Here is a 22,568-nt window from a genome sequence, read left to right on the forward strand (position 1 = left end):
AAACCGTTGCCGAGATGCCGTCTGAAGCGGCCGAGGTTGCTGAAGAAGTAGCGGAACAAGCTGAAGCAGTCAAAGAAGAAGCTGTTGAGGCAGTTAGCGAGACTGTCGAGCAAGTTCAAGAAGCCGTTGTGGAAATACCGGTTGAAGCCCCTGCTCCGGCAGAAGAACACAAGCTCAGTTGGGCTGCGCGTTTGAAACAAGGCTTGACCAAATCACGCGACAAAATGGCAAAATCGTTGGCCGGCGTGTTCGGCGGCGGACAGATCGACGAGGACTTGTACGAAGAGCTGGAAACCGTGCTGATTACCAGCGATATGGGCATGGAAGCCACCGAATACTTGATGAAAGACGTGCGCGACCGTGTCAGCCTCAAAGGCCTCAAAGACGGCAACGAATTGCGCGGTGCGCTGAAAGATGCGCTGTACGACTTGATTAAGCCTCTGGAGAAACCTTTGGTCTTGCCGGAAACCAGGGAGCCTTTCGTGATTATGCTTGCCGGTATCAACGGCGCGGGTAAAACCACGTCTATCGGCAAACTCGCCAAATACTTCCAAGCGCAGGGTAAATCTGTGTTGCTGGCGGCAGGCGATACTTTCCGTGCCGCTGCGCGTGAGCAGCTTCAAGCTTGGGGCGAGCGCAACAATGTAACCGTGATTTCGCAAACCACAGGCGATTCCGCAGCCGTTTGCTTCGATGCCGTCCAAGCCGCGAAAGCGCGCGGGATCGACATCGTGCTGGCTGATACTGCCGGCCGTTTGCCTACGCAGCTTCATTTGATGGAAGAAATCAAAAAAGTGAAACGCGTGTTGCAAAAAGCCATGCCGGATGCGCCACATGAAATCATCGTTGTTTTGGATGCCAACATCGGTCAAAACGCCGTCAACCAAGTGAAAGCCTTCGACGAAGCGCTGGGTCTGACCGGACTTATCGTCACCAAGCTAGACGGTACGGCCAAAGGCGGTATCCTTGCCGCCCTTGCCTCCGACCGCCCTGTTCCTGTCCGCTACATCGGCGTAGGCGAAGGCATCGACGATTTGCGTCCGTTTAATGCCAAAGCGTTCGTGGATGCCCTATTGGATTAAACAGACAGGTTGAGGTTTGTAAACGCAGTTTGCGGGGGATTTCTGAGCCGTATTTTGAAAGGCTTCGCATTCGGTTGGTACAAAAGCCAAACAGGCTGTTAAAAAGGCCGTCTGAAACCTAAAATCAGGTTTCAGACGGCCTTTATTTATTTACGGGTTTAGTTTTTCCGTGCGGTAACAAACTTTGCCAGTTGGCGCAGGCGCAGGGCTTTGTCGCCGAATGGCTCGATCAGGGCAACGGCTTCTGCAATCAGCGTTTCTGCGTAAGTGCGCGCGGCCTGCAGGCCCATCAGTTTGACGTAGGTCGGTTTGTCGTTGTCCGAGTCTTTGCCGGCGGTTTTGCCCAAGGTGGCGGTATCGGCTTCGCAGTCCAATACATCGTCGATCACTTGGAAAGCCAAACCTAATTTGGCGGCGTAGCGGTCTAAGGTTTGGATTTGAGCCGGTGTTAAGTCTGGGCAGGAAAGTGCGCCTAAGGCCACGGCCGCGCGGATGAGTGCGCCGGTTTTGAGGCTGTGCATCTGTTCCAATTCGGCCTGATTCATGGCTTTGCCGACATTGGCAAGGTCGATAGCTTGTCCGCCCGCCATGCCGAGGCTGCCGGATGCCTGGGCCAGCGTGGACAACATGGCAAGCTGACGTTCGGCAGGCAGGCCTGTCGGACGGCTCAGTACATCAAAGGCTTGGGTTTGCAACGCATCGCCGACCAAAAGGGCGGTTGCTTCATCGTATTGCACATGGCAGGTCGGTTTGCCGCGGCGCAGACTGTCGTTGTCCATCGCCGGCATATCGTCGTGAACCAACGAATAGACGTGTACCATTTCGATGGCCGCCATCGCCTGCTCGACGGCATTTTGGTTTGCTTCGCCCAATTCGGACGCGGCAAGCACCAAGAGTGGACGCAGCCGTTTGCCGCCGCCGAGGGTAACGTAACGCATGGCTTCGTGCAGCGTGTGCGGAACTTGGCTTTCAGACGGCAAGAAATGCGCCAGCAGCAATTCGGTTTGCGCTTGGGCTTTTTGTTGCCATGTTTTGAGTTCATTCGCCGGGTTCAAGGTTCAACTCCTTCAGTTCGCCGGCATCCAAGACTTGCAGTTTCTGCTCGACTTCCGCCAATTTGGTTTGGCAGTATCTGACCAATTCGTTGCCTTCCTGATAGGCAGCCAGGGCGTCTTCCAGCGGCATTTCGCTGCTTTGCATGGCCTGGGTCAGGGTTTCGAGGCGGGATAAGGCTTCTTCAAAGGATTGGGGGGCGTTTTTTTTCATGGTTTGAAATGATGGGCAGAAAGGGGGAATTGTAGCATTTTTAGATGATGAAGGCCGTCTGAACAGGGATGAAAACGAAATCAAAGATTTCTGTTTCTTTGTTCAGACGGCCTTTTTTCAAACGAAATAACGTTATCAACCCGGTAAAACGGCTTTTTGATAGTTGAGCGCGATAAACTGCTTCTCGGCATCCAATTCAGTGATTTTGAACAATGCCTGCGATTTGGGCAGCGCGTCAAACGGAATACCGGTCGCGCGCGTTACCAGCGGCAGGCCTTCAATGCGGACGAGGTCTTCTTTGAGGATGGTGGCCGTCAGCTCGCTCGTGCCTTGCTGCTGCAGATAGACGAGGCTCCAGTAGGCTTCCATTTGGCGTTGGAAGTCGGCGTAGGCTGTATAGGCGGCATCAAAGTCGCGCAGCGCGGCGAAAAGCTCGGCATCGCTGTTTTGATACAGTGGCTCGGCAGAGTCGTCGATCAGGCTGATCAGCTGCTTTTGGTTGATGTAGTCGGCGGCGCGGCGCAGAGGCGAGGTAAACCAGCCGTAATGCTGCACGCCCATGCCGATGTGCGGCTCGGATTTGGTGCTCATGCGCACTTTGCCTGCCGGTTGGACGCGGAAAAGGCCGGGCAGCTCGTTTTCATCCAGCATTTGTGCCCAAGTGCTGTTGGCAAGAATCATCATCTCGCTGACCAGCGTATCAATGGGCGAACCGCGTTCGCGGCGGACAACGGATACGTTGCCTTCCTCATCCAATTCGATGCTGTAATCGTATTGCGGCGCACGGTCGGGCTCGTATTTGCCGCGCGCTTTTTGTAAGGCGATGGCAAATTGATAGAACCAAATCAGGTCTTGATGGTGGGCAAACATCATTTCGCCTGCTTCGTCCAAGCCAGTTTCGGCGTTGAAATGCGGCTCGATGGTTTGAATGCGCAGGTTTTCGGCGATGTTGACCGCTTCGATTTTGCAGGTCGGCTCGCCGACGTTGAACTCGCTATCTACATCGAAATAAATGCTGATGGAAGGGCGGTATGCGCCTGCATCAAGGCTGAACGCGGCAATCCAGTTTTCGGGCAACATAGTGATTTTGCCGCCGGGGAAATAAACCGTGCTTAAGCGTTCCATGATGTTTTTTTCCATTTTGTCGCCTTGTTTAATGGCAAGCGACGGCGCAGCGATGTGGATACCGACGTGTTTCATGCCATTGCCCAAGTCGGTCAGGCTCAAGGCGTCATCGACTTCGGTGGTCGATTCGTCATCAATGGAAAAGGCGGTAACGTCAGCCTTAGGCAAGTCAGGCATTTCAGGAAGCGGAAGGTCGGGGAAGCCTGTTCCTTTTGGGAAATATTTGATTTCAAACCCGTCTTGCAGGTATTGGGGAATGGACGTAATACCGCCCGTTTTTTTCGCCAGTTCGTAGGCCGAGGTTTTCAATGCATCGGCGGCTTTGGTAAAGGCTTTGTAGGTCAGTGACTGCTTGTCGGGCGCGTGTAAGATGGTTTTCAAATCCGCCGCGATTTCAGACGGCATCTCGCCGCGTTTCAAGGCTTCCGCCCAAGCGTCGATTTGTGCGTCTTGCTGTTTTTTGCGTTCGATGGCGGCAAGCGCTTGTTTTAAGGTTTCTTCGGGCGCGGCTTTGAACACGCCTTTGGCTTTTTTGTAGAAATACATCGGCGCGGCGTAGAGTGCAATCAAAGTCGCCGCCAGCTCGGTTTTGGTCGGCGCATGGCCATAATATTCTTCGGCGATGGCTTCGGCGGTAAATTCCTCTTCGCCGCATACTTCCCACAATAAATCGGTGTCGATGTCCGCCGCCTGTGCCTGCGCGTTCTCCAAAAATGCCGCCATATCGCCGTCAAACTCAGCAAAGACATTGTTTGCCTTCACTTTGGTGCGTTTGCCGTGTTGGGTATCGACTTGGTAGGTGGCGTCGTTTTTTTGGACGATGGAGGCAACTTTGAATTGGCCGGACTCTTCGTAAAAGATATTCATTTTTTTAGGATTTTATGATTTGTAGGAAACGCGTGATTTTAGCAGATTTGCACAAGAAAGGCCGTCTGAAAAACATACTTTCAGACGGCCTGTTCAAATGGCGGATACTTAATACTGATATGTTGCCAGTTTGCGTTTGATTTCAGGCAGGGCGGCGCGTGCGGCCTGTTCGCCCAGTTGGATGGCGCGTTGTTTTTGGTCGAAACCGCCAACCGAACCCAGCTCCAAAACCTGCGGTTTGATGACCACATTGGCTTGGCCCAATTCTTGGCGCAACGCAGTTTGACTCATTACGTTGAAGGTCTGGTCAAGATAGGAGAACATACCTTGGCTGACGTTTTTGGCCGGACGGGCGGAAATATCGACGGCAATGATGAAGTTTGCGCCCATTTTTTTCGCCGCGCTGACCGGTACGGGTTGCGACAGGCCGCCGTCTACATATTTGCGGTTGCCGATGACGACAGGCTGGAACACGTTCGGAATCGAAGCAGAAGCGCGGACGGCCTGTCCGGCATTGCCTACGTTAAATACCACCGGTTTGCCGCTTTCAAAATCGGTCGCGACGGCGGCAAATTTGATGGGGAACTGCTGCATCGGACGGTTGCCGACTTTGCGGTTGATGTAGTTTTGCAGTTTTTCGCCTTTGATGAAGCCGCTGGTGGACAAGGTCAAATCTACCAAATCGGTTTTACCCAAAATTTCTGCTTCCAATTCGAGGCGGTCGGGCGACATTCCCGAAGCGTACATACTGCCGACAATCGAGCCTGCGGATGTACCGGTAACGATTTTTACCGGAATATTGTTTTCTTTCAAAACCTTAATAATCCCGATATGGGCAAAGCCTTTGGACGCGCCGCCGCCCAAAGCCAGCGCAACCGTGGCTTTCGGTTTGGGTGCAGTATGCGAAACCGTATTTTGACCCTGCGTAGAAGGTTTGGATTGCGGTGCGTTGCCGCTCGGACAGGCAGCCAATACCAAGACGGACGAAGCGGCTAAAAACGTTTTGAATGTGGAAAAAAGTTTGTTCATGTTCAGACAGCCTTTAATATGTCGAAAGGGTTATTCTACTCTGAAATTAAGTCGAAAGGCCGTCTGAAATCAGGTTTCAGACGGCCTTTTAAATCAAGCTTAAGCCAATTCGAGCTGTTTTTCCAAACTTTCGACCAGTTGGTCGTCCAAATTCAAAGCTTGGGACAAACGGCTCAGGAACACGATTTCCTTGCGCGACAAGTCCGCGCAGACCAATCGGGCCGCCAAATAAGTTTCGGTTGCCAAAGCCTCGTCGCTGCCGACCGAAGCGGCAATTTGCTCGATGGAGGCCGGTTGCGCATATTCTGCCTGCAACCATGCCGCCGTTTCCGCATCACTGCCGCTTTCACGCTCGATGGCCGCGCGTTCCGCATCGTCAATCAGGCCGTCTGAAGCCGCCGCCGCAATCATTGTTTGTAAAATCACACGGCTGTGGTTTTCACCAATCAGACCGGCAGGTTGGAACGCACTTTGCGGTAATTCGTCCTGCTGGCGGTTTTGTTTCCAGTTTTGATAGCCTTTATAAGCCAGAAAACCCAAAGCAGCGACCGAGCCGGCCTTTACCAGCTTCTTCGTGTTTTTCTTTTTCAACAGCATCGATGCCAAAGCACCCGTCAGCGCACCGCCGCCGAAAGAATTGAGCGGGCTGTCCGCCACCGCTTTGCCGCCTTTTTGAGCCGCACCCAAAACCTGATTGAGCAACTGACTGAAATCCATAAAAAAATCTCCTGAAAACAAATACATTGCAAATATAGGGCAGAAACACCAAAAAACCAAGCCAAAGAAAGTTAAAAGGTGCAAACAAGTTTTCAGACGGCCATAGCCGACTTTCGGTACAATCACACCATTCCAAACAATAAACCCCATCATGACCGATACCGCCCAAATCATTACCAGCTATGGCCGCCGCTATATCGTCCGCACCCCCGACGGCCAAACATATGACGCCACCACCCGTAAAAAACGCGTCGATTTCGCCTGCGGCGACCAAGTCCGCATCAGCCCCATCAACGGCGACCAAGTCGTGATTGAAGACTACCTCCCGCGCGAAAGCCTGCTCTACCGCCAAGACGCGTGGAAAACCAAACTGATTGCCGCCAACGTTACCCAACTGCTCATCGTAACCGCCGCCAGCCCCTCACCCAGCGAAGCCCTGTTGCAACGCGCCCTCCTCGCAGCCGAAGCGGCCGGCATCGACGCCGTTATCGTCCTCAACAAAGCCGACCTCCCCGAAACCGCCCAATGGCGCGAGAAACTCAAATTCTACGAAACCCTCGGCTACTCCGTGGTCGAAACCAACGCATTGGAAAATGCCGACATCCTGCGTCCCATATTAGAAGGGCAAACCAACATCCTGCTCGGACAAAGCGGCATGGGCAAGTCCACCCTGACCAACGCCCTACTCGGCAACCAAGCCGCCCGAACCGGCGACATTTCCACTGCGCTCGACTCCGGCAAACACACCACCACCCACGCCCAACTATACGATTTAAACGCAGAAACCCGACTCATCGATTCCCCCGGCCTGCAAGAATTCGGCCTGCACCATCTCCAAGCCGCCGATTTATTGCAATACTTCCCCGACCTGCGCCACCTTATCGGCCAATGCCGTTTCCATAACTGCACCCACCGCGCCGAACCCGGCTGCGCCGTCAAAGCCGCTGCCGAATCAGGCAAAGCCAAACCCGAGCGTATTGAATTTCTGCAACGCGTTACCGATGAATTATTGAAATAAAGTTTTAACGGAAATAAGCGTTTGGATAAATAAAAAGGCCGTCTGAAAGTTTCAGACGGCCTTTTGTTGAAGCATAACCAAATTTACCTTTCAATCGGTATCGCTACCTTAGCGGGAAAGAGAAGGTGCTTTTCGTGGCGGATTGATCATGAGAAGCACGGCTTCTTCAATTTGTTTGTCCTCCCGATCATGGAGTTCTACCGGAAACTTCAGACGCAACACTGTAATAATAGCGCCAACCGATAAACCTGCATCATTAAGCAATTCGATTTCTTTAAGTACAGGAGCGGAAAGGTTTAACATGGTTTCTCCTTAAGATTTGATATAAGCCTTAGCCCACTTTATCCCCGGGCTGTGCGCCTGCGTCAACGTCGAGGAGCTTCAGTTTGCCCTCTGCCGTGGCGGCGGAGAGGATCATGCCTTCGGATACGCCGAATTTTGCCATTTTGCGCGGGGCGAAGTTGGCGACGGCGATGACCATGCGGCCGTTCAATTCGGCAGGATTTGGGTAAGACGCGGCGATGCCGGAGAAGATGATGCGTTTTTCAAAACCGAAATCGAGGTCGAATTTCAGGAGTTTGGTGCTGCCTTCGACAGCTTCGCAGTTCAATACTTTGGCGACGCGCATGTCGATTTTCATAAAGTCGTCGAAGCTGGCCTGTTCGGCGACTTTTTCGTATTTGCTCTCTTCGGCGGCAGGCGCGGCTGCGGCGGCGATGCTTTGTTTGTTGGCTTCGATTAAATCGTCCACTTGTTTTTGCTCCACTCGTTGCATGAGGTGTTCGTATTTGTTGATGGCGTGTTCGCCCAAGGTTTCGCGGGTATTTGCCCAAGTGATGGCTTCCAAATTCAGGAATTTGGCGGCATTTTCGGCCACTTTCGGCAATACGGGGGCGAGGTAGGCGGTCAACATGGTAAAGGCGTTGATGAGCTCGCTGCATACTTCGTGCAGGCGTGCGTCTTGGCCTTCTTGTTTCGCCAGTTCCCAAGGTTTGTTGGCATCAACGTATTCGTTGACAATGTCCGCCAATGCCATGATGTCGCGCAGGGCTTTGGCGTATTCGCGGCTTTCGTAGCATTCGGCAATAGCTTCGCTTTGCGCAGTCAATTTTGCCAGCAATGCGCTGTCGGCAACGTCTTTCAGACGGCCTTCAAAGCGTTTGGCGATGAAACCTGACGCGCGGGCGGCGATGTTGACGTATTTGCCGACGAGGTCGCTGTTGACGCGGCTGATAAAGTCTTGCAGGTTCAAATCGATGTCTTCGATTTTACTGTTGAGTTTGGCGGCGATGTAGTAGCGCATCCACTCGGGGTTCAGGCCTTGTTCCAAATAGGATTTGGCGGTGATGAAGGTGCCGCGCGATTTGGACATTTTTTGTCCGTCCACAGTCAAAAAGCCGTGTGCGTACACTCCGGTCGGGGCGCGGTGGCCGGAGAAATGCAGCATGGCAGGCCAGAACAGGGCGTGGAAATAGAGGATGTCTTTGCCGATGAAGTGGTACATCTCGGTTTGGCTGTCGGCTTTGAAGTATTCGTCGAAATCGACGCCGATGCGGTCGCACAGGTTTTTAAACGACGCCATGTAGCCGACGGGCGCGTCCAGCCAGACGTAGAAATATTTGCCCGGCGCGTCGGGGATTTCGAAACCGAAATACGGCGCGTCGCGGGAGATGTCCCAGTCGGACAGGGTGGTTTCTTCGCCTTCGCCCAGCCATTCTTTCATTTTGTTGAGGGCTTCGGCTTGCAGATGGGGCTTGCCGTCGTGCGGGTTGTTGCCGGAAGTCCATGCTTTGAGGAAGTCGGCGCATTCGCCCAGTTTGAAGAAGAAGTGTTCGGATTCGCGCAATTCGGGTTTGGCACCGGATACGGCGGAATACGGGTTGATCAGTTCGGTCGGGGAATAGGTCGTGCCGCAGACTTCGCAGTTGTCGCCGTATTGGTCTTGGGCGTGGCATTTCGGGCATTCGCCTTTGACAAAGCGGTCGGGCAGGAACATTTGTTTTTCGGGGTCGAAAAGCTGCTCGATGACGCGGCTCTCAATCTTGCCGTTGGCTTTCAGCGCGCGGTAAATGTCTTGGGAAAACTGTTTGTTTTCAGGGGAATGGGTGCTGTAATAATTGTCGTAGCCGATGTTGAAGCCGGTAAAGTCGGCGAGGTGCTCTTCGCGCACTTTGGCGATCATATCTTCAGGCGCAATGCCTTGTTTTTGCGCGGCAAGCATCACGGGCGTGCCGTGGGTGTCGTCGGCGCAGCAGTAGTAGCATTCGTGGCCGCGCAGTTTTTGGAAACGTACCCAAACGTCGGTTTGGATGTGTTCGACCATGTGGCCGAGGTGGATGCTGCCGTTGGCATACGGCAGCGCGGAAGTGACAAGGATTTTGCGTGTCATGGTTTGTGCTTTTAAAAACAATGGATAAAGATGTCGGGAATTATACCGCAAAACAATACGCAAAGGCCGTCTGAAACCCGATTGCCGGTGTTTCAGACGGCCTTTTATTTATCGGCTGCGTATGGGATCAACCGTGTACGCGTTCGATTTTTGCGCCTACGCCGCCAAGTTTTTTCTCGATGTATTCATAGCCGCGGTCGAGGTGGTAGATGCGTTCGACGATGGTTTCGCCTTCTGCGACCAAGCCTGCCATGACGAGGCTGGCAGAGGCGCGCAGGTCGGTTGCCATCACGACGGCGCCGGAGAGTTTTTCTACTCCTTTGATGTAGGCGGTGTTGCCTTCGGTGGTGATGTCTGCGCCCATGCGGTTGAGTTCAGGAACGTGCATGAAGCGGTTTTCAAAAATGGTTTCCACCACGCGGCTGCTGCCTTCGGCAATGGCGTTCATGGCCATAAACTGCGCCTGCATGTCGGTTGGGAAGCCTGGGTGGACGACGGTACGGATGTCCACGGCTTTGGGGCGTTGTTGCATGTCGATGGAAATCCAGTTGTCGCCTGCTTCGATGATGGCGCCGGCTTCTGTCAGTTTGTTTAACACAACTTCCATGGTTTTCGGTGCGGCATTGCGCAGGACAACTTTGCCGCCGGTCATGGCGACGGCGCAGAGGAAGGTACCGGCTTCGATACGGTCGGGAACGACGCTGTGTTCGCAGCCGTGCAGCTCTTTTACGCCTTCGATGGTCATGGTTGCTGTACCGATACCGCTGATTTTCGCGCCCATTTTAACGAGGCATTCGGCCAAATCGACGACTTCGGGCTCGATGGCGCAGTTTTCGAGGATGGTGGTGCCTTCTGCGAGCGTGGCCGCCATCAGCAGGTTTTCAGTACCGCCTACGGTTACGACATCCATGGTGACGCGCGTGCCTTTCAGACGGCCTTTGGCTTTGACGTAACCGTGTTCGATGGTGATTTCCGCACCCATGGTTTCGAGGCCTTTGAGGTGCTGGTCAACGGGGCGCGAACCGATGGCGCAGCCGCCGGGCAGGCTGACTTGGGCTTCGCCGAAACGCGCCAGCGTCGGGCCGAGCACGAGGATGGATGCGCGCATGGTTTTTACCAGCTCGTAAGGTGCGCAGGTGTTGTTGACGGTGCCGCCGTTGATTTCAAATTCGGAGATGTTGTCGGTCAAAACGCGTGCGCCCATGCCTTGCAGCAGTTTTTGGGTAGTTTTGACGTCGGCGAGCATGGGTACGTTTTTCAAGCGTAAAGTGCCGGAAGTCAGCAGACCGGCACACATCAGCGGCAGGGCGGCGTTTTTCGCGCCGGATACGATGATTTCGCCGTTGAGGGGGCCGTTGGCAGAGATTTTGAGTTTGTCCACAGGATGTCTTTCGTTATTTGTCTGCACGGCTTATGCCGCACAAATGAAATGAGATGGATAATAAACCATCAATTATAAGGGATTATGCCCTTGCTGTTAGATTTGGCAGTATTAAATTTTCACAAGGTTTGTTTAAGTTGCGAAAGGATAAGATTTCAGGCCGTCTGAATGGTTCAGACGGCCTGTTTGCCAAGGCTTATTTTTTAGCTTTGAAGCCTAAGAGGTGTTGCGTGGTGGCCAGCCATGCGCCGAATACGCCCAGCGCGATGACGAAGCCGAATACCAGCGACACTTCGCTAAATGTGAAGAAACGCCAGCCGATGTTCAGACCGTAGGGTTTGAAAATCGCGTCCACCAGCGGCCGTACTTCGGCCAGCAGCCAAGCCGACAAGCCCAGGCTGACGGCGGCGGAGAAAATACTCTGCCACATTGCCTGATAAAGGAAAGGGCGGCGGATGAAGGAAGCGGGCGCACCCAACAGCTTGGTGATCTCCAACTCTTCCTTGCGGCTGAGGATTTGCAGGCGGATTGTGTTGTGTGCCACCAAGACAAAGGCCATGCCCAAAGTCAGCGAGAGGAACCATAAAATCTTGCGGATAAATTCGTTGATACGATAAAGGGTTTGTACCCATTCGGTATCCATGGTTGCCGATTCGACACGCGGCAGTTTGGTAATGTCTTTATAGATGGCCTGCATCTGATCCGGAGAAGTGGCAGGGTCGGGCGTAACGATAAAGACGTCGGGCAACGGGTTGCCATCGAGCATGGAAACGAGGTTTTGGTCGAGATTGGTTTGCAATTCTTCCAAACCTTCCTGCTTGCTGATAAAGCGGACTTTATCGATACGGCTGTCGCGTTGGAGCAGATTTTTCACCGTATCGGCATCAGAACTTGCCGCATCGGTGTCCATATAAACCGTAATCTGCGGCGACTCGTTGAGTTTGCCCAACACGCTTTGTCCGCTTTGGATGCCCAAATACATGAACAGCGGCAAGGTCATGGCAACGGCAAGCATGAGCAGGGTCAGCAGTGTGCCGATGGGTTGGCGCAGAAGCTCTTTGAGCGCGGCGCGCGCCGATTCGACGTGTAACGAGATGTAGTGAATCATGCTCATGCGAGGCGTCCTTTCTGCAGGCGCAAGACGCGGTGGCCGTAATCCGCCATCAGCGTTTCATCGTGCGCCGCAACAATCACGGTCGTGCCTGCTTCATGGAAGGTTTTGAACAATTCCATAATATCCAGCGCATAGGCGCGGTCGAGGCTGGCGGACGGCTCGTCGGCAATCAGCAGGCTGGGTTGGTGAACCACTGCACGCGCGATGCACAAACGTTGTTGTTCGCCGCCGGACAAAGTGATGGGCATATCGTTTTCGCGGCCTTTCAAGCCGACTTTCTCAATCGCAATACGCGCGCGCTCTTCAGCTTTGCGCGGCTGATAGCCACTAATCCGCAAAGGCAGGATAACGTTTTGCAAGACATTGCGGTCGTAGAGGATTTTGTGGTCTTGGAAGACAATGCCGATATGTTGGCGCATAAAGCCGATCTGATTGTCGCTCAAGGTGCCGAGGTCTTGATTGTTAAACCAAACCTTGCCTTTGGTGGGCTTGGTAATGCCTGAAATCAGCTTCAAAATGGTGGATTTGCCCGAACCCGAATGGCCGGCGATAAAAATCATCTCACCTTTGTTAATCTGGAAACTGACATTTTTCAGGGCTTCGAAACCGCCGGGATAGGTTTTGGAAACTTGTTCGAAACGGATCATGGGTTTTCCTGAAAATAGGGATTCAGACGGCCGGCGTCATCGATAGGGCAACATGCCGTCTGAAAAAATGGGGTTATTCACAGATTATAAATATTTCGGCTGCTTTTTGATAGTGAAACCCCGGTTCTGCCTGTGGATACACTGCCGGTTTGCAACACAAAGTATGGTTTGAAAAAAGGCCGTCTGAACGATTGGGTTTCAGACGGCCTCAGTATCAGCGTAGGTTAAGCACCCTATCCGCTGTTTTATTTACATTTGGTTTTGGCCAAATTCACGGCGGCGGTCAGGCTTTTTTCGTTGACTTCGCCGGTGATGGTTTGTTTGTAGCCGCATTTCGGCGCTTCGACGACTGTGAAGGGCAATACGCCGACATTGTTGCCGTGGGCTTTCATGAAGTTGCGGCTGTTGGCGCCGGTGTAACGCCAAATCGGGTAGCTGACCGGCGTTTGTTTCAGGAACTTGCCGATGTTGTCGGTCGTATCCAGCGCGATGCCGACCATATCGACGCTGCCTTTTTTCTGCGCTTTGTACCATGCCGACATGGCGGGCATTTCTTTACGGCAGGGGCCGCACCAGGTTGCCCAAAGGTTAACCACGCGCACGGGGGCTTTGAGTGACTCCAGGCTTTGCGGTTTGTTGTCCTGCCAACCTGCTGTTTCGTCGGCGGCAAAGGCCGGCGCAGCGGTAAAAACGGCAGCGGACAAGAGAAGGGCGGTTAAGGCTTTCATGGTTGTATCCTTGAGGTTGCCAATCGAAATAGTGTTTATTGTAAAACGGTTTGGTGGGTATGCCTACCGATTCATATCAAGATATCAGGTAAAAAGTTTGAGTAAAAATCAGTTGCAGACGATAATAACCGCCATCATTGAATGATTTTGCAATAATACGGAGACTTTCATGCCGTCTGAATTCACACTTTATCACAATCCGCGTTGCAGCAAATCGCGTGCCGCGCTGGCTTTGCTCGAAGAAAAAGGCGTTGCCGCCGACGTGGTCAAATATCTGGATACCTCCCCCGATTTGGTGACTTTGCAGGATATGTTTGCCAAACTCGGCATCGAATCGGTACGCGGCATGATGCGCACGAAAGACGATTTGTACAAAGAATTGGGTTTGGACAACCCCGATTTGGACAATGCCGCCCTGCTTCAGGCAATCGCCGAATACCCTGCCCTGCTCGAGCGTCCCGTTTTGGTAACGTCTACGCGCGCAGCCATTGGCCGTCCGTTGGAAAACATTGCCGCCCTACTCGGCTGATGGGGTTGGATAAGGCCGTCTGAAGATGATTTCCCTGCTTAAAAGCCGCAATGGCTTGCGATACTACCTGTTTCGCGGCCTTGCTTTGAGCGTTTTGCTGGTGTGCGGTATTTTTTTGACCGGCACATGGCAGATTTACCGGACAGGTTTGCAAACCTTGCCGAAGGACGTTCATGCCGATGCGGCGGTGGTGTTAGGTGCGGCGGCGTGGGACAAACGCCCGTCGCCGGTATTCCGTGAGCGCATCAACCATGCCATCACGCTCTACCAAAGCCATCGGGTCGGCAAAATCATTTTCACCGGCGGTACGCCCAAAAAAGGATTCATGACCGAAGCTGAAGTGGGGCGCCGATACGCGCTCAAGCAGGGCATACCGGCGCACAATATCCTGTTTGAAAACACGTCGCGCAACACTTACGAAAACCTGCGCAATATCGTCCCCATCATGCACGCCAACGGAGTCGGCAGCATTATCGTTGTCAGCGACCCGTATCATTTGGCGCGCGCCGAAGAAATGGCTACTGATTTGGGCTTGTCAGATGCACAGTTCTCCGCCACACCGACCACGCGCTTTGATGAGCGCAGCAAGAAAGCCAAGTTCCTGATGCAGGAGAGCTATTCATTGTTTCTCTACCGTATCGGCAAATGGAGCGATGCAGTTTGGAATTGGATAGGTGCTTGAGCTTTCGGTAATCCATGTAAAAGGCCGTCTGAAGCCTTTTAGGTTTCAGACGGCCTAAATGTATTCTTACTTATTGATATTGATTTGTAGCTATACTGCCCAAAAAGACTACGGCCAGCACCAGATAAATTGCCATTACGATGGCAAACAGAATCAAGGCAGCCTTGAAATAATTGGCTTTATTCGGATTGGTGTTTGAGCTGAATGCCCACACAAACATCATGATCAGATTGACCAGCGGAATCATCATAATCAAGCTGGTTACCAACCAACCATTCGCTGATGCTGACGACCGGATCCTGAGGCCGGTCGATTTGGTTTTGTCCGTTCATATGTACCCAGTAATTTTGTTGAAAGAACAGTAATTATACTCATTAAATCTTTATCGGCATAACATGTTCAGGCCGTCTGAATCTTCAGACGGCCTGAGCCTATGATTTTTGCAGCCGCTATTTCAATCGGATGTAAAACGTACCGTCCGGCACGACGGGCAGGTATTTGCGGTAGAAGTCCAGATAGGTCTTGTTTGGGTCTATGTCGGCAAACTGCTGCGGATACAGGGTTTTGGCGATAAATTGCGCGCTGGCCAAATCGGTGAGCGAGCGGGAGGCGGTGTGGTAGATGCCGTAAACGCGTTTGTTTTTGACGGCAGGAATGTCTGCCCAGCCTTTGCGTTTGACAAATCCGGCCAGGCGGCGTTGCGCATCGGCCTGGCTGATGCCTATGCCCATCGCCATAATGCCAGGTTTGTCTTTATGGCCGTTTTCCGTCCCCGAAATGACGATGACGTCGGGTTTGGCCGTCAGGAATTTTTCAGGGTTTATCGGTCCCCAGTTTTTAACGTAAGGCGCGGCGATATTGTTGCCGCCTGCTGTGTCGGCAATCGCGCCCCACATATCTTTGCCGAAGGTGTAGCTGTATTCAGACGGGCCTTTGTCGCCGAACTCGATATAGATTTTCGGTTTGGACTGCTTGGCGCGCGCGACGCGTTTTTGGATGTCGGCAATGCCTCGGGCGTATTCGGCGGCAATTTTTTGGGCGCGCGCCTGTGTACCGTTGAGTTCGCCGAAAATTTCCGCACTGCGCGTGTGCCGCGCGACGGTTTCGGCGTTGAAATCGACCACGACGACGGGTATGCCTGCCGCTTTAATGCGCGGCAGATGGGTGGCGATGGCCTTATACTGCCAGTCGGCCAGAATCAATACGTCCGGCTTGAGCGCGAGCGTTTTCTCCAGTGAAAACGTGCCGGTACTGATGTTGCCGATGTCCGCAATGTTTTGCAGCGTAGGCAGCTTCTGTTTGAACATCGCCCAGCTGCCAGGATTGAATTTCTCCCAAAACTCACGCGAAATGCCGATGACGTTTTTAAATTTGTCCGCGCCCGTTACCGCGATATAGTCGGGATAGTAAAACGCCAAAACCGCGCGTTTGACAGGGACATCGACTTTGACTTCGCGTCCCAATACGTCTTTGATAGTTTTGATTTCGGCTTGGGCAAAAAGGGGCAGGAGGGCGAGGGCGGTAAATAAAGCGCGTTTGTTCATGAGCGGATACTTTCAAAGAAATAATTATCATTTGTCTTGTTTTCAGTAGAAAAGTTCCCAGACGGTCCTTCTGCGCTGACATTATTTTCAGACGGCCGTACATTGTTTAAACTTTGCCGAAAAAGTAAAATACCTGTTTTAAAAGACTTTGGAGCCATCATGACCGTCAAAACCCGTTTCGCCCCCAGCCCCACCGGCTACCTGCACATCGGCGGCGTACGCACCGCCTTGTTTTCATGGGCGTTTGCCCGCCATCATAAAGGCGAGTTCCTATTGCGTATCGAAGATACCGACTTGGCGCGCTCTACTGCCGAATCCGTCAACATCATCCTCGACGGCATGAAATGGGTCGGCCTGAACTACGACAACGCCGACAACGTCGTTTACCAAACCCGCCGTTTCGACCGCTATAAAGAAGTCATTGCCGAACTTTTAGAAAAAGGCCATGCCTACTACTGCTATTGCAGCAAAGAAGAGCTGGAAGCCATGCGCGAGAAAGCCGAAAAAGAAGGCACGGCGACTTACGACCGCCGTTGGCGTCCGGAAGAAGGCAAAACCCTGCCAGAAATTCCTGCCGACGTGCAACCTGTTGTCCGTTTCAAAACACCTTTGGACGGCGTGACCAAATGGACAGACTTGGTCAAAGGCGAAATCTCCATCCCCAACGAAGCGCTCGACGACCTGATTATCGCCCGCGCCGACGGCACACCAACCTACAATTTCTGCGTTGTCGTGGACGACTACGACATGGGCATTACCCACGTTATCCGCGGCGACGACCATGTGAACAACACGCCGAAACAAATCAACATCTTAAAAGCCATCGGCGCAAATCTGCCCGAATACGGCCATCTGCCGATGATTCTTAACGAACAAGGCAAAAAAATCTCCAAACGCAGCGGCGATACCGTTGCCATTACCGATTTCGGCGCAATGGGCATCCTGCCCGAAGCCATGCTCAACTATCTGGCACGCTTGGGCTGGGCGCACGGCGACGACGAATTCTTCACAATGGAACAATTCATCGAATGGTTTGATTTGAAAGATGTTTCCCCGTCTCCAAGCCGCATGGACTTGAAGAAACTCTACTGGATTAACGGCGAACACATCAAAATCACCGCCAACGAAAAACTGGCCGAAATGGTGAAACCGCGCCTCGCCCTGCGCGATATCCATGAAACAAGCAAGCCTGCTTTGGAAGATGTGTTGGCATTGGTCAAAGACCGCGCCCAAGACCTGAACACCCTCGCTGACGAGTGTCTCTACTTCTACGTCAAACAAACCCCTGCCGAAGCGGACGTGCAGAAACACTGGGACGACGAAGCCGCCGCCCGTATGCTGCGCTTTGCCGAACGCCTCGAAGGGCTGGAAGACTGGAACGCCGAAGCCATCCACGACCTCTTCAAACCCTTCTGCGACGCAGAAGGCATCAAAATGGGCAAACTCGGTATGCCCCTACGCCTCGCAGTCTGCGGTACGGCAAAAACCCCAAGCGTCGATGCCGTATTGGCTTTAATCGGCAAAGAAGAAGTGTTGAAACGGATCCGTTCGTAAGGCATGAATGATAAAAGACCGTCTGAAAACTAGGGATGCCAAGTTTTCAGACGGCCTTTTTATTTTGAACAGGATTTATTTATTCTTCTTCGTTCGGTTTGTTTTTATCTTTTTTGCGCCATAGGCCTTTAAACAATGCACCTGCTGCAACAGCACCAAAAATAATCAGTTTGCCGAATTTAGCCAGTAATGCGCCGGCCAAAGCTAATAATCCCAGTTTTTTTGCAGCGATACCGCCAACCAAGGCAGCCAGTCCGTATTCGGCTACTTTGTCGGTTGCCGCATTGAAATCGCTATAACGCTTGCCTTCGTTGAATTCGATATTGCCCAACAATTCTTGCACAATAGGTTTGTATTGATCTATGCTTTTCAAATCGGCGATCATAGTCAATTCAATATAGCCTTCGCGTCCAAGCTGGAAAGTATTGTAGTTGATGGTAGGATTGGGGTCGGGTTCGTTTTTATTCAGAATGTCAATCGACCAAATCAGACGATGGGTCTTTGCATCATATTGCGGTTTTTCTACCCAGCCGCGTGTTTCTATTTCCGGTATGTTGCGGGAGGCTCGCTCTTTGTTTTGTTCCTCGGTGCCTTCTTTCAGCTGCTCGAGCATGGCTTCAACATCCCATTCTTTGGCATCATCGTCTTTGATGTAGCCGGAATCGGTAAAGGTCAGGTCTACTATCCAATTGGTGTCACTGTCCTCGTTCTCCGATTCGGGGAGAATCAGGCCGTAGCGGTTGGGATCTGTGGCATTACCTGCTTCCCTCATCATGGCGTTGGCGCGATTTTTTTTTCACAAAGACCATTTTTGCAGGCAGTTTCAGTTTGGCCTGATTGCCCAAATCAACGGTTGCCGGGCCTTGGATGATCTGGTCGTCAACGTAGTTCGCGATAGAGTCTGAGGCTTGTTGCGCTTCTTGCCCGGATGCTTCGACGGCAGAAGCGATATCAGCGTTGGCTGCAGAAGCCGGCAGGGTTTGGATAGATAGTAGGGCTGCCAAAACGGCATAGGCGAGACGGTTGCTTTTCATCATAGGGTTCTCATGGAAGAAGAATTAAAAAAGATGCAGACAGCCGCAACACCATATGTTCCGGCATGACTAAAGGATAAATTTTACAATAAATAAATCATATTTACATATTTAAATATGACTGTAATTTAAAAATACAGGAAAGCTTTTTGACGAGAGGCAGAGCTATCATTGTGAAACTCAAAAAGGCCGTCTGAAAATTTTTCAGACGGCCTTTTATAATAAAACCAGAAAATAATGGAATAAGGCGGAGAATATGAGAAAATAATAGCCGCCTACCTGTCACAACAGTTGATTGAATTAACTTTTATCGGCAGCCTGAATGTCCGGATTGGATAAAATAAACCATCAAGAACAAAGGCCAACCAGCATATTATGTAAACTTGGTGGCTGAAAAATCGGCTCTGCGCTTTACTTTACAAATCAAACAACTTTAAAGGAAAACCCATGAAAAAAACCTTACTTGCCCTGATGATGTTATCTGCCGCCGCCGCGTATGCCGGTGAGGCGGAAGACCGTTTGCTGTCCGTCCAATCGGTTTACCGTGCCGCTTTGCATGAGCAAAACAGCAACGACAGCAAAATCATTTCCCTGCAAAGTGATTTGGAAAGCGCGCAGCGCCGTTTGCAGGCCGCACAATCCGATATTGACCGTTTGAAAGGCGAAATTCAGACGGCTTTGGCTCAGAAAGAGCAGCAAAATGCCAAGCTGCAACAAGCCGGCCAAATGTTGGACGCGGCTTGGAATGCCGTTTACGGCGTAGGCGGCAGCAAGGCGAATCAATAATTTAGACATTGTATTATTTGCGTTTTACGCTTCTTTTATCATATTTATAAGGAAACCTCATGTCCCTACCTTCCTGCCCGAAATGCCACTCCGAATACACTTACGAAGACGGTGCCCAATACGTTTGCCCTGAGTGCGCCCATGAGTGGAACGAGGCCGATGCTGCGGCTGCAAGCGATGATGCCTTGGAAGTCAAAGATGCCAACGGCGCGGTATTGCAAGATGGTGATACGGTTGTCTTGATTAAAGATCTGAAAGTCAAAGGCAGCTCTATGGTCATCAAGCAAGGCACCAAAGTCAAAGGCATCCGCCTGCAAGAGGGCGACCACAATATCGGTTGCAAAATCGATGGCAGCGCGATGAACTTGAAATCTGAGTTCGTCAAAAAAGCCTAAAGATTTTATTTTTGAAAGGCCGTCTGAAATCCGAAGATTAGGATTCAGACGGCCTTTGTGCATTTCATTTAAAACAAAATAAATCTTTATTTAAAATTAAATAACTTTAATAGAGTTGAATTTCAGGCCGTCTGAAAAAGCGGCGGCAAAATGTTCCGCACATACGCGGGTGTAAAACCGTTAAAATAACGCTTTCCCCTATTCTACGGAACCATTATGCTTCAGCCGACCTCCAAACAGATTTTGCACGAAGTATTCGGTTATCCCGAATTTCGTGGCAAGCAGGAGGCTATCGTCAATGCTTTGGCCGGCGGCGAGAGTTTGATGGTGCTGATGCCGACGGGCGGGGGCAAGTCTTTGTGTTACCAGATTCCGGCGCTGATGCGCGAAGGCGTGGCGGTTGTCGTATCGCCGCTGATTGCGCTGATGAACGACCAAGTAGCCAGCCTGCATGTGGCCGGGATTGAAGCGGCGGCAGTCAACAGCAGCACATCGGCAGATGAGGCGCGCGAGATTGCCGACAAGCTTGCCCAAGGCCGTCTGAAACTGCTTTATGTCGCTCCGGAACGCTTGGTTACCGACCGCTTTTTACGTTTTCTCGACCAACAAACCGTCAGTCTGTTTGCCATTGATGAGGCGCATTGCGTCAGCCAATGGGGACACGATTTCCGCCCCGAATATCAACAGCTCGGCATGCTTGCCGAACGCTATCCGAACATCCCGCGCATCGCCCTGACCGCTACCGCCGATGCGGCCACACGCGCCGACATCAAGCATTATCTGCACTTGGACAATGCGCCCGAATTTATCTCCAGCTTTGACCGTCCGAATATTTATTATCAGGTTATCGAAAAAAATAATGGCAAAAAACAATTGCTGGATTTCATCCGCAAGCAGATGCATGGGCAAAGCGGTATTGTGTATTGCTTAAGCCGCAAAAAAGTCGAGGATGTGGCGCAGTTTTTGTGTGAAAACGGCTTGGAGGCGATTCCGTATCATGCCGGTTTGAGCATGGACGTGCGCGAGGAAAACCAACGCCGCTTTACGCATGAAGACAATATTATTGTGGTGGCGACCGTGGCGTTCGGCATGGGCATAGACAAACCCGACGTGCGCTTTGTCGCCCATCTCGATATGCCCCAAAGTATCGAACATTTCTATCAGGAATCGGGGCGCGCCGGCCGGGACGGGCTGCCTGCCGTGAGCTGGCTGTGTTACGGCTTGAACGATTGGGTGTTGCTGCGCGAACGGATTGCCGAAGGCAACAGCGACGAAGTGCAAAAGCAAATCGAAATGCAAAAACTCGACGCCATGCTTTCCGTCTGCGAAACCGCAGCCTGCCGCCGCGTGTTGCTGCTCAAGCATTTCGGCGAAGAATCCGAACCCTGCAGCCATTGCGACAACTGTCTGCATCCACCCGTACGGTTTGACGGCACGGTGTTGGTGCAAAAATTACTCAGCTGCGTGTACCGCGCCGGACAACGTTTTGCCGCCGGTTACATCACCAACCTTTTACGCGGTAAAAGCGATGATTGGATACAGCGCAACGGCCATGACAAGTTATCCACATTCGGCATCGGCAGCGAACAGACCGACAAGGAATGGCGCAGCGTCATCCGCCAGTGCATCAGCCTGGGCTATCTCACCGTCAATGTCGAGCAACATCAAGCCCTGCAGCTGACCGAAGCGGCAAAAAAAGTCCTCAAGGGCGAAACCGAAGTCATGCTGCGCCCCCTGCGCCGAGAAAAAACGGCCACCCAAAAACCGAAAGACGATTGGTTGCGTACCGAGCGCGAAGAGCGTTTGTGGCAGGCATTGCGCCAATGGCGGCAACAACGCGCCCGGGCAGAGGAAGTGCCGGCCTATGTGGTTTGCGGCGACAAAACCCTGCGCGATATTGTCGAAAAAATGCCCCGAAGTTTGGAAGATTTACATCAAATCTACGGCTTGGGCGAGGCGAAAATCAATAAATTCGGTTTGGAGATACTCGACGTTTGCGAAACGGCCGAAGCCGGTACGGTTTCCACAGACAGTGCACAAGTTATCCACAGCTTGGGCGAGCGCGAACAGGCCTTAAAACAGGCTTTGGAAACTTGGCGCGAGCAGCAGGCAAGTGCCGATCAAGTGACGCTGGGAACGGTGTTCTCCAACGAAAGCATGGACGATTTGCTAACCAATACGCCTGCCGAACCCATCGACCTTTTAGGCGTGTATAAACTCGGCGAAAAACGTATCGAGCAATACGGCGAGGGCATTTTAAACATCTGCCGGCCGTTTTCAGACGGCCTGAGCGAAGAGGATAAACGCAAACGCCGTTTGATGCGCCGTCTGCTTCAGTGGAACATCGATACTGCCCGCCATGAAGGCCTCGAAGCCTATCAGATATGCAGCAAAGTTACCCTGTGCGCGATTGCCGCCCGACGGCCGCAAGATTTGGCGGAGTTGGCGGAAATCCACGGTATGAATGAGGAAAAAGCCGATAAATACGGCACGGAAATTGTCGAATTGTGCAAACAAGCGGATTAATGGATTGCAATCATCATCAAAGGCCGTCTGAAACCAATCAAGCATGGTGTTTCAGACGGCCTTTTGAATTTTTAATCTTTATAAAACAATGAATAAGAAAATATCTTCATTTGTTTTGTCAGTTTTTTAAAGCTGCCGCGTCTAAACAGGCATGA

General features: G+C 52.1%; 21 protein-coding genes and 1 pseudogene. 8 read left to right on the forward strand and 14 right to left on the reverse strand.

Features of this window, described 5'->3' with window-relative positions; genetic code table 11:
* Positions 1-1,082, forward strand: a 1,082-nt coding sequence (ftsY, locus tag HMPREF2696_RS11190) for a signal recognition particle-docking protein FtsY (protein WP_249967827.1), incomplete at its 5' end; no start/stop codon positions are given.
* 158 nt (positions 1,083-1,240) lie between these two features.
* On the opposite strand, the gene HMPREF2696_RS03695 is transcribed toward ftsY, so the two are convergent.
* The 5 genes from HMPREF2696_RS03695 to HMPREF2696_RS03715 form a co-directional block, all read right to left on the reverse strand.
* Entirely contained in the window at positions 1,241-2,137 is an 897-nt protein-coding gene (locus HMPREF2696_RS03695; RefSeq protein WP_004519176.1) for a polyprenyl synthetase family protein, read from the reverse strand.
* Positions 2,121-2,348: an exodeoxyribonuclease VII small subunit gene (locus HMPREF2696_RS03700; protein ID WP_003681131.1), complete on the reverse strand. Its 228-nt coding sequence runs from the start codon at positions 2,346-2,348 to the stop codon at positions 2,121-2,123. Before HMPREF2696_RS03700 ends, HMPREF2696_RS03695 begins: the two co-directional genes overlap by 17 nt.
* A gap of 135 nt (positions 2,349-2,483) precedes the next feature.
* Positions 2,484-4,340, reverse strand: coding sequence for a ribonuclease catalytic domain-containing protein (locus tag HMPREF2696_RS03705; RefSeq protein WP_049335695.1), 1,857 nt, complete (start codon positions 4,338-4,340; stop codon positions 2,484-2,486).
* 108 nt (positions 4,341-4,448) lie between these two features.
* On the reverse strand, positions 4,449-5,369 hold the full coding sequence (locus tag HMPREF2696_RS03710; protein ID WP_049335697.1) for a patatin-like phospholipase family protein: 921 nt from the start codon (positions 5,367-5,369) through the stop codon (positions 4,449-4,451).
* Between the two features lie 99 nt (positions 5,370-5,468).
* Positions 5,469-6,086 (reverse strand): tellurite resistance TerB family protein, encoded by a 618-nt coding sequence (locus tag HMPREF2696_RS03715; protein WP_049335840.1) that lies wholly within the window; start codon positions 6,084-6,086, stop codon positions 5,469-5,471.
* Positions 6,087-6,237: 151 nt separating this feature from the next.
* Between HMPREF2696_RS03715 and rsgA the strand changes: the two genes are divergently transcribed.
* Complete coding sequence (gene rsgA, locus HMPREF2696_RS03720) at positions 6,238-7,104, forward strand: ribosome small subunit-dependent GTPase A (RefSeq protein WP_004519172.1); 867 nt, start codon at positions 6,238-6,240, stop codon at positions 7,102-7,104.
* Between the two features lie 108 nt (positions 7,105-7,212).
* On the opposite strand, the gene HMPREF2696_RS03725 is transcribed toward rsgA, so the two are convergent.
* The 6 genes from HMPREF2696_RS03725 to HMPREF2696_RS03750 form a co-directional block, all read right to left on the reverse strand.
* Positions 7,213-7,407 carry a hypothetical protein gene (locus HMPREF2696_RS03725; protein ID WP_003747785.1) on the reverse strand — a complete coding sequence of 65 codons (195 nt, stop codon included), beginning with the start codon at positions 7,405-7,407 and terminating at the stop codon, positions 7,213-7,215.
* Between the two features lie 28 nt (positions 7,408-7,435).
* Entirely contained in the window at positions 7,436-9,493 is a 2,058-nt protein-coding gene (metG, locus tag HMPREF2696_RS03730; protein WP_049335699.1) for a methionine--tRNA ligase, read from the reverse strand.
* 127 nt (positions 9,494-9,620) lie between these two features.
* Positions 9,621-10,874, reverse strand: coding sequence for a UDP-N-acetylglucosamine 1-carboxyvinyltransferase (gene murA, locus HMPREF2696_RS03735; RefSeq protein WP_049335701.1), 1,254 nt, complete (start codon positions 10,872-10,874; stop codon positions 9,621-9,623).
* Between the two features lie 196 nt (positions 10,875-11,070).
* Positions 11,071-11,988, reverse strand: a complete 918-nt coding sequence (gene ftsX, locus HMPREF2696_RS03740) for a permease-like cell division protein FtsX (RefSeq protein ID WP_003747810.1) — start codon at positions 11,986-11,988, stop codon at positions 11,071-11,073.
* Positions 11,985-12,635, reverse strand: coding sequence for a cell division ATP-binding protein FtsE (gene ftsE / locus HMPREF2696_RS03745; RefSeq protein ID WP_003681151.1), 651 nt, complete (start codon positions 12,633-12,635; stop codon positions 11,985-11,987). Before ftsE ends, ftsX begins: the two co-directional genes overlap by 4 nt.
* A 245-nt stretch (positions 12,636-12,880) precedes the next feature.
* Complete coding sequence (locus HMPREF2696_RS03750; protein ID WP_003747814.1) at positions 12,881-13,363, reverse strand: TlpA disulfide reductase family protein; 483 nt, start codon at positions 13,361-13,363, stop codon at positions 12,881-12,883.
* Between the two features lie 169 nt (positions 13,364-13,532).
* Here HMPREF2696_RS03750 and arsC point away from each other — a divergent pair, with 169 nt between their 5' ends.
* Both arsC and HMPREF2696_RS03760 read left to right on the forward strand, forming a co-directional pair.
* A complete protein-coding gene (arsC, locus tag HMPREF2696_RS03755; RefSeq protein ID WP_070587874.1) occupies positions 13,533-13,892 on the forward strand; it encodes an arsenate reductase (glutaredoxin) in 360 nt (119 codons plus the stop codon).
* A gap of 25 nt (positions 13,893-13,917) precedes the next feature.
* Positions 13,918-14,574 carry a YdcF family protein gene (locus tag HMPREF2696_RS03760; RefSeq protein WP_070587876.1) on the forward strand — a complete coding sequence of 219 codons (657 nt, stop codon included), beginning with the start codon at positions 13,918-13,920 and terminating at the stop codon, positions 14,572-14,574.
* A gap of 70 nt (positions 14,575-14,644) precedes the next feature.
* Here the strand turns inward: HMPREF2696_RS03760 and HMPREF2696_RS03765 are convergent, their stop codons facing one another.
* The gene (locus HMPREF2696_RS03765) at positions 14,645-14,824 is read right to left on the reverse strand and encodes a hypothetical protein (RefSeq protein ID WP_249967788.1); all 180 of its coding nucleotides are present in this window, start codon (positions 14,822-14,824) and stop codon (positions 14,645-14,647) included.
* A gap of 199 nt (positions 14,825-15,023) precedes the next feature.
* Positions 15,024-16,118, reverse strand: a complete 1,095-nt coding sequence (locus tag HMPREF2696_RS03770) for an ABC transporter substrate-binding protein (RefSeq protein ID WP_049344933.1) — start codon at positions 16,116-16,118, stop codon at positions 15,024-15,026.
* 159 nt (positions 16,119-16,277) lie between these two features.
* Between HMPREF2696_RS03770 and gltX the strand changes: the two genes are divergently transcribed.
* A complete protein-coding gene (gene gltX, locus HMPREF2696_RS03775; RefSeq protein WP_070587881.1) occupies positions 16,278-17,672 on the forward strand; it encodes a glutamate--tRNA ligase in 1,395 nt (464 codons plus the stop codon).
* Positions 17,673-17,751: 79 nt separating this feature from the next.
* On the opposite strand, the pseudogene HMPREF2696_RS03780 reads toward gltX, so the two are convergent.
* Positions 17,752-18,709: pseudogene (locus HMPREF2696_RS03780) on the reverse strand (DUF2167 domain-containing protein).
* A gap of 444 nt (positions 18,710-19,153) precedes the next feature.
* Between HMPREF2696_RS03780 and HMPREF2696_RS03785 the strand changes: the two are divergent.
* The 3 genes from HMPREF2696_RS03785 to recQ all read left to right on the forward strand — a co-directional run bounded on the left by HMPREF2696_RS03785 (position 19,154) and on the right by recQ (position 22,413).
* Positions 19,154-19,492 carry a hypothetical protein gene (locus HMPREF2696_RS03785; protein ID WP_004519158.1) on the forward strand — a complete coding sequence of 113 codons (339 nt, stop codon included), beginning with the start codon at positions 19,154-19,156 and terminating at the stop codon, positions 19,490-19,492.
* 59 nt (positions 19,493-19,551) lie between these two features.
* Positions 19,552-19,887, forward strand: a complete 336-nt coding sequence (locus HMPREF2696_RS03790; protein WP_004519157.1) for a zinc ribbon domain-containing protein YjdM — start codon at positions 19,552-19,554, stop codon at positions 19,885-19,887.
* Between the two features lie 216 nt (positions 19,888-20,103).
* Complete coding sequence (gene recQ / locus HMPREF2696_RS03795) at positions 20,104-22,413, forward strand: DNA helicase RecQ (RefSeq protein ID WP_070587882.1); 2,310 nt, start codon at positions 20,104-20,106, stop codon at positions 22,411-22,413.
* The last annotated feature ends 155 nt before the right edge of the window (positions 22,414-22,568 follow it).

This window comes from Neisseria sp. HMSC058F07, from assembly GCF_001810035.1.
Classification (GTDB): domain Bacteria; phylum Pseudomonadota; class Gammaproteobacteria; order Burkholderiales; family Neisseriaceae; genus Neisseria; species Neisseria perflava.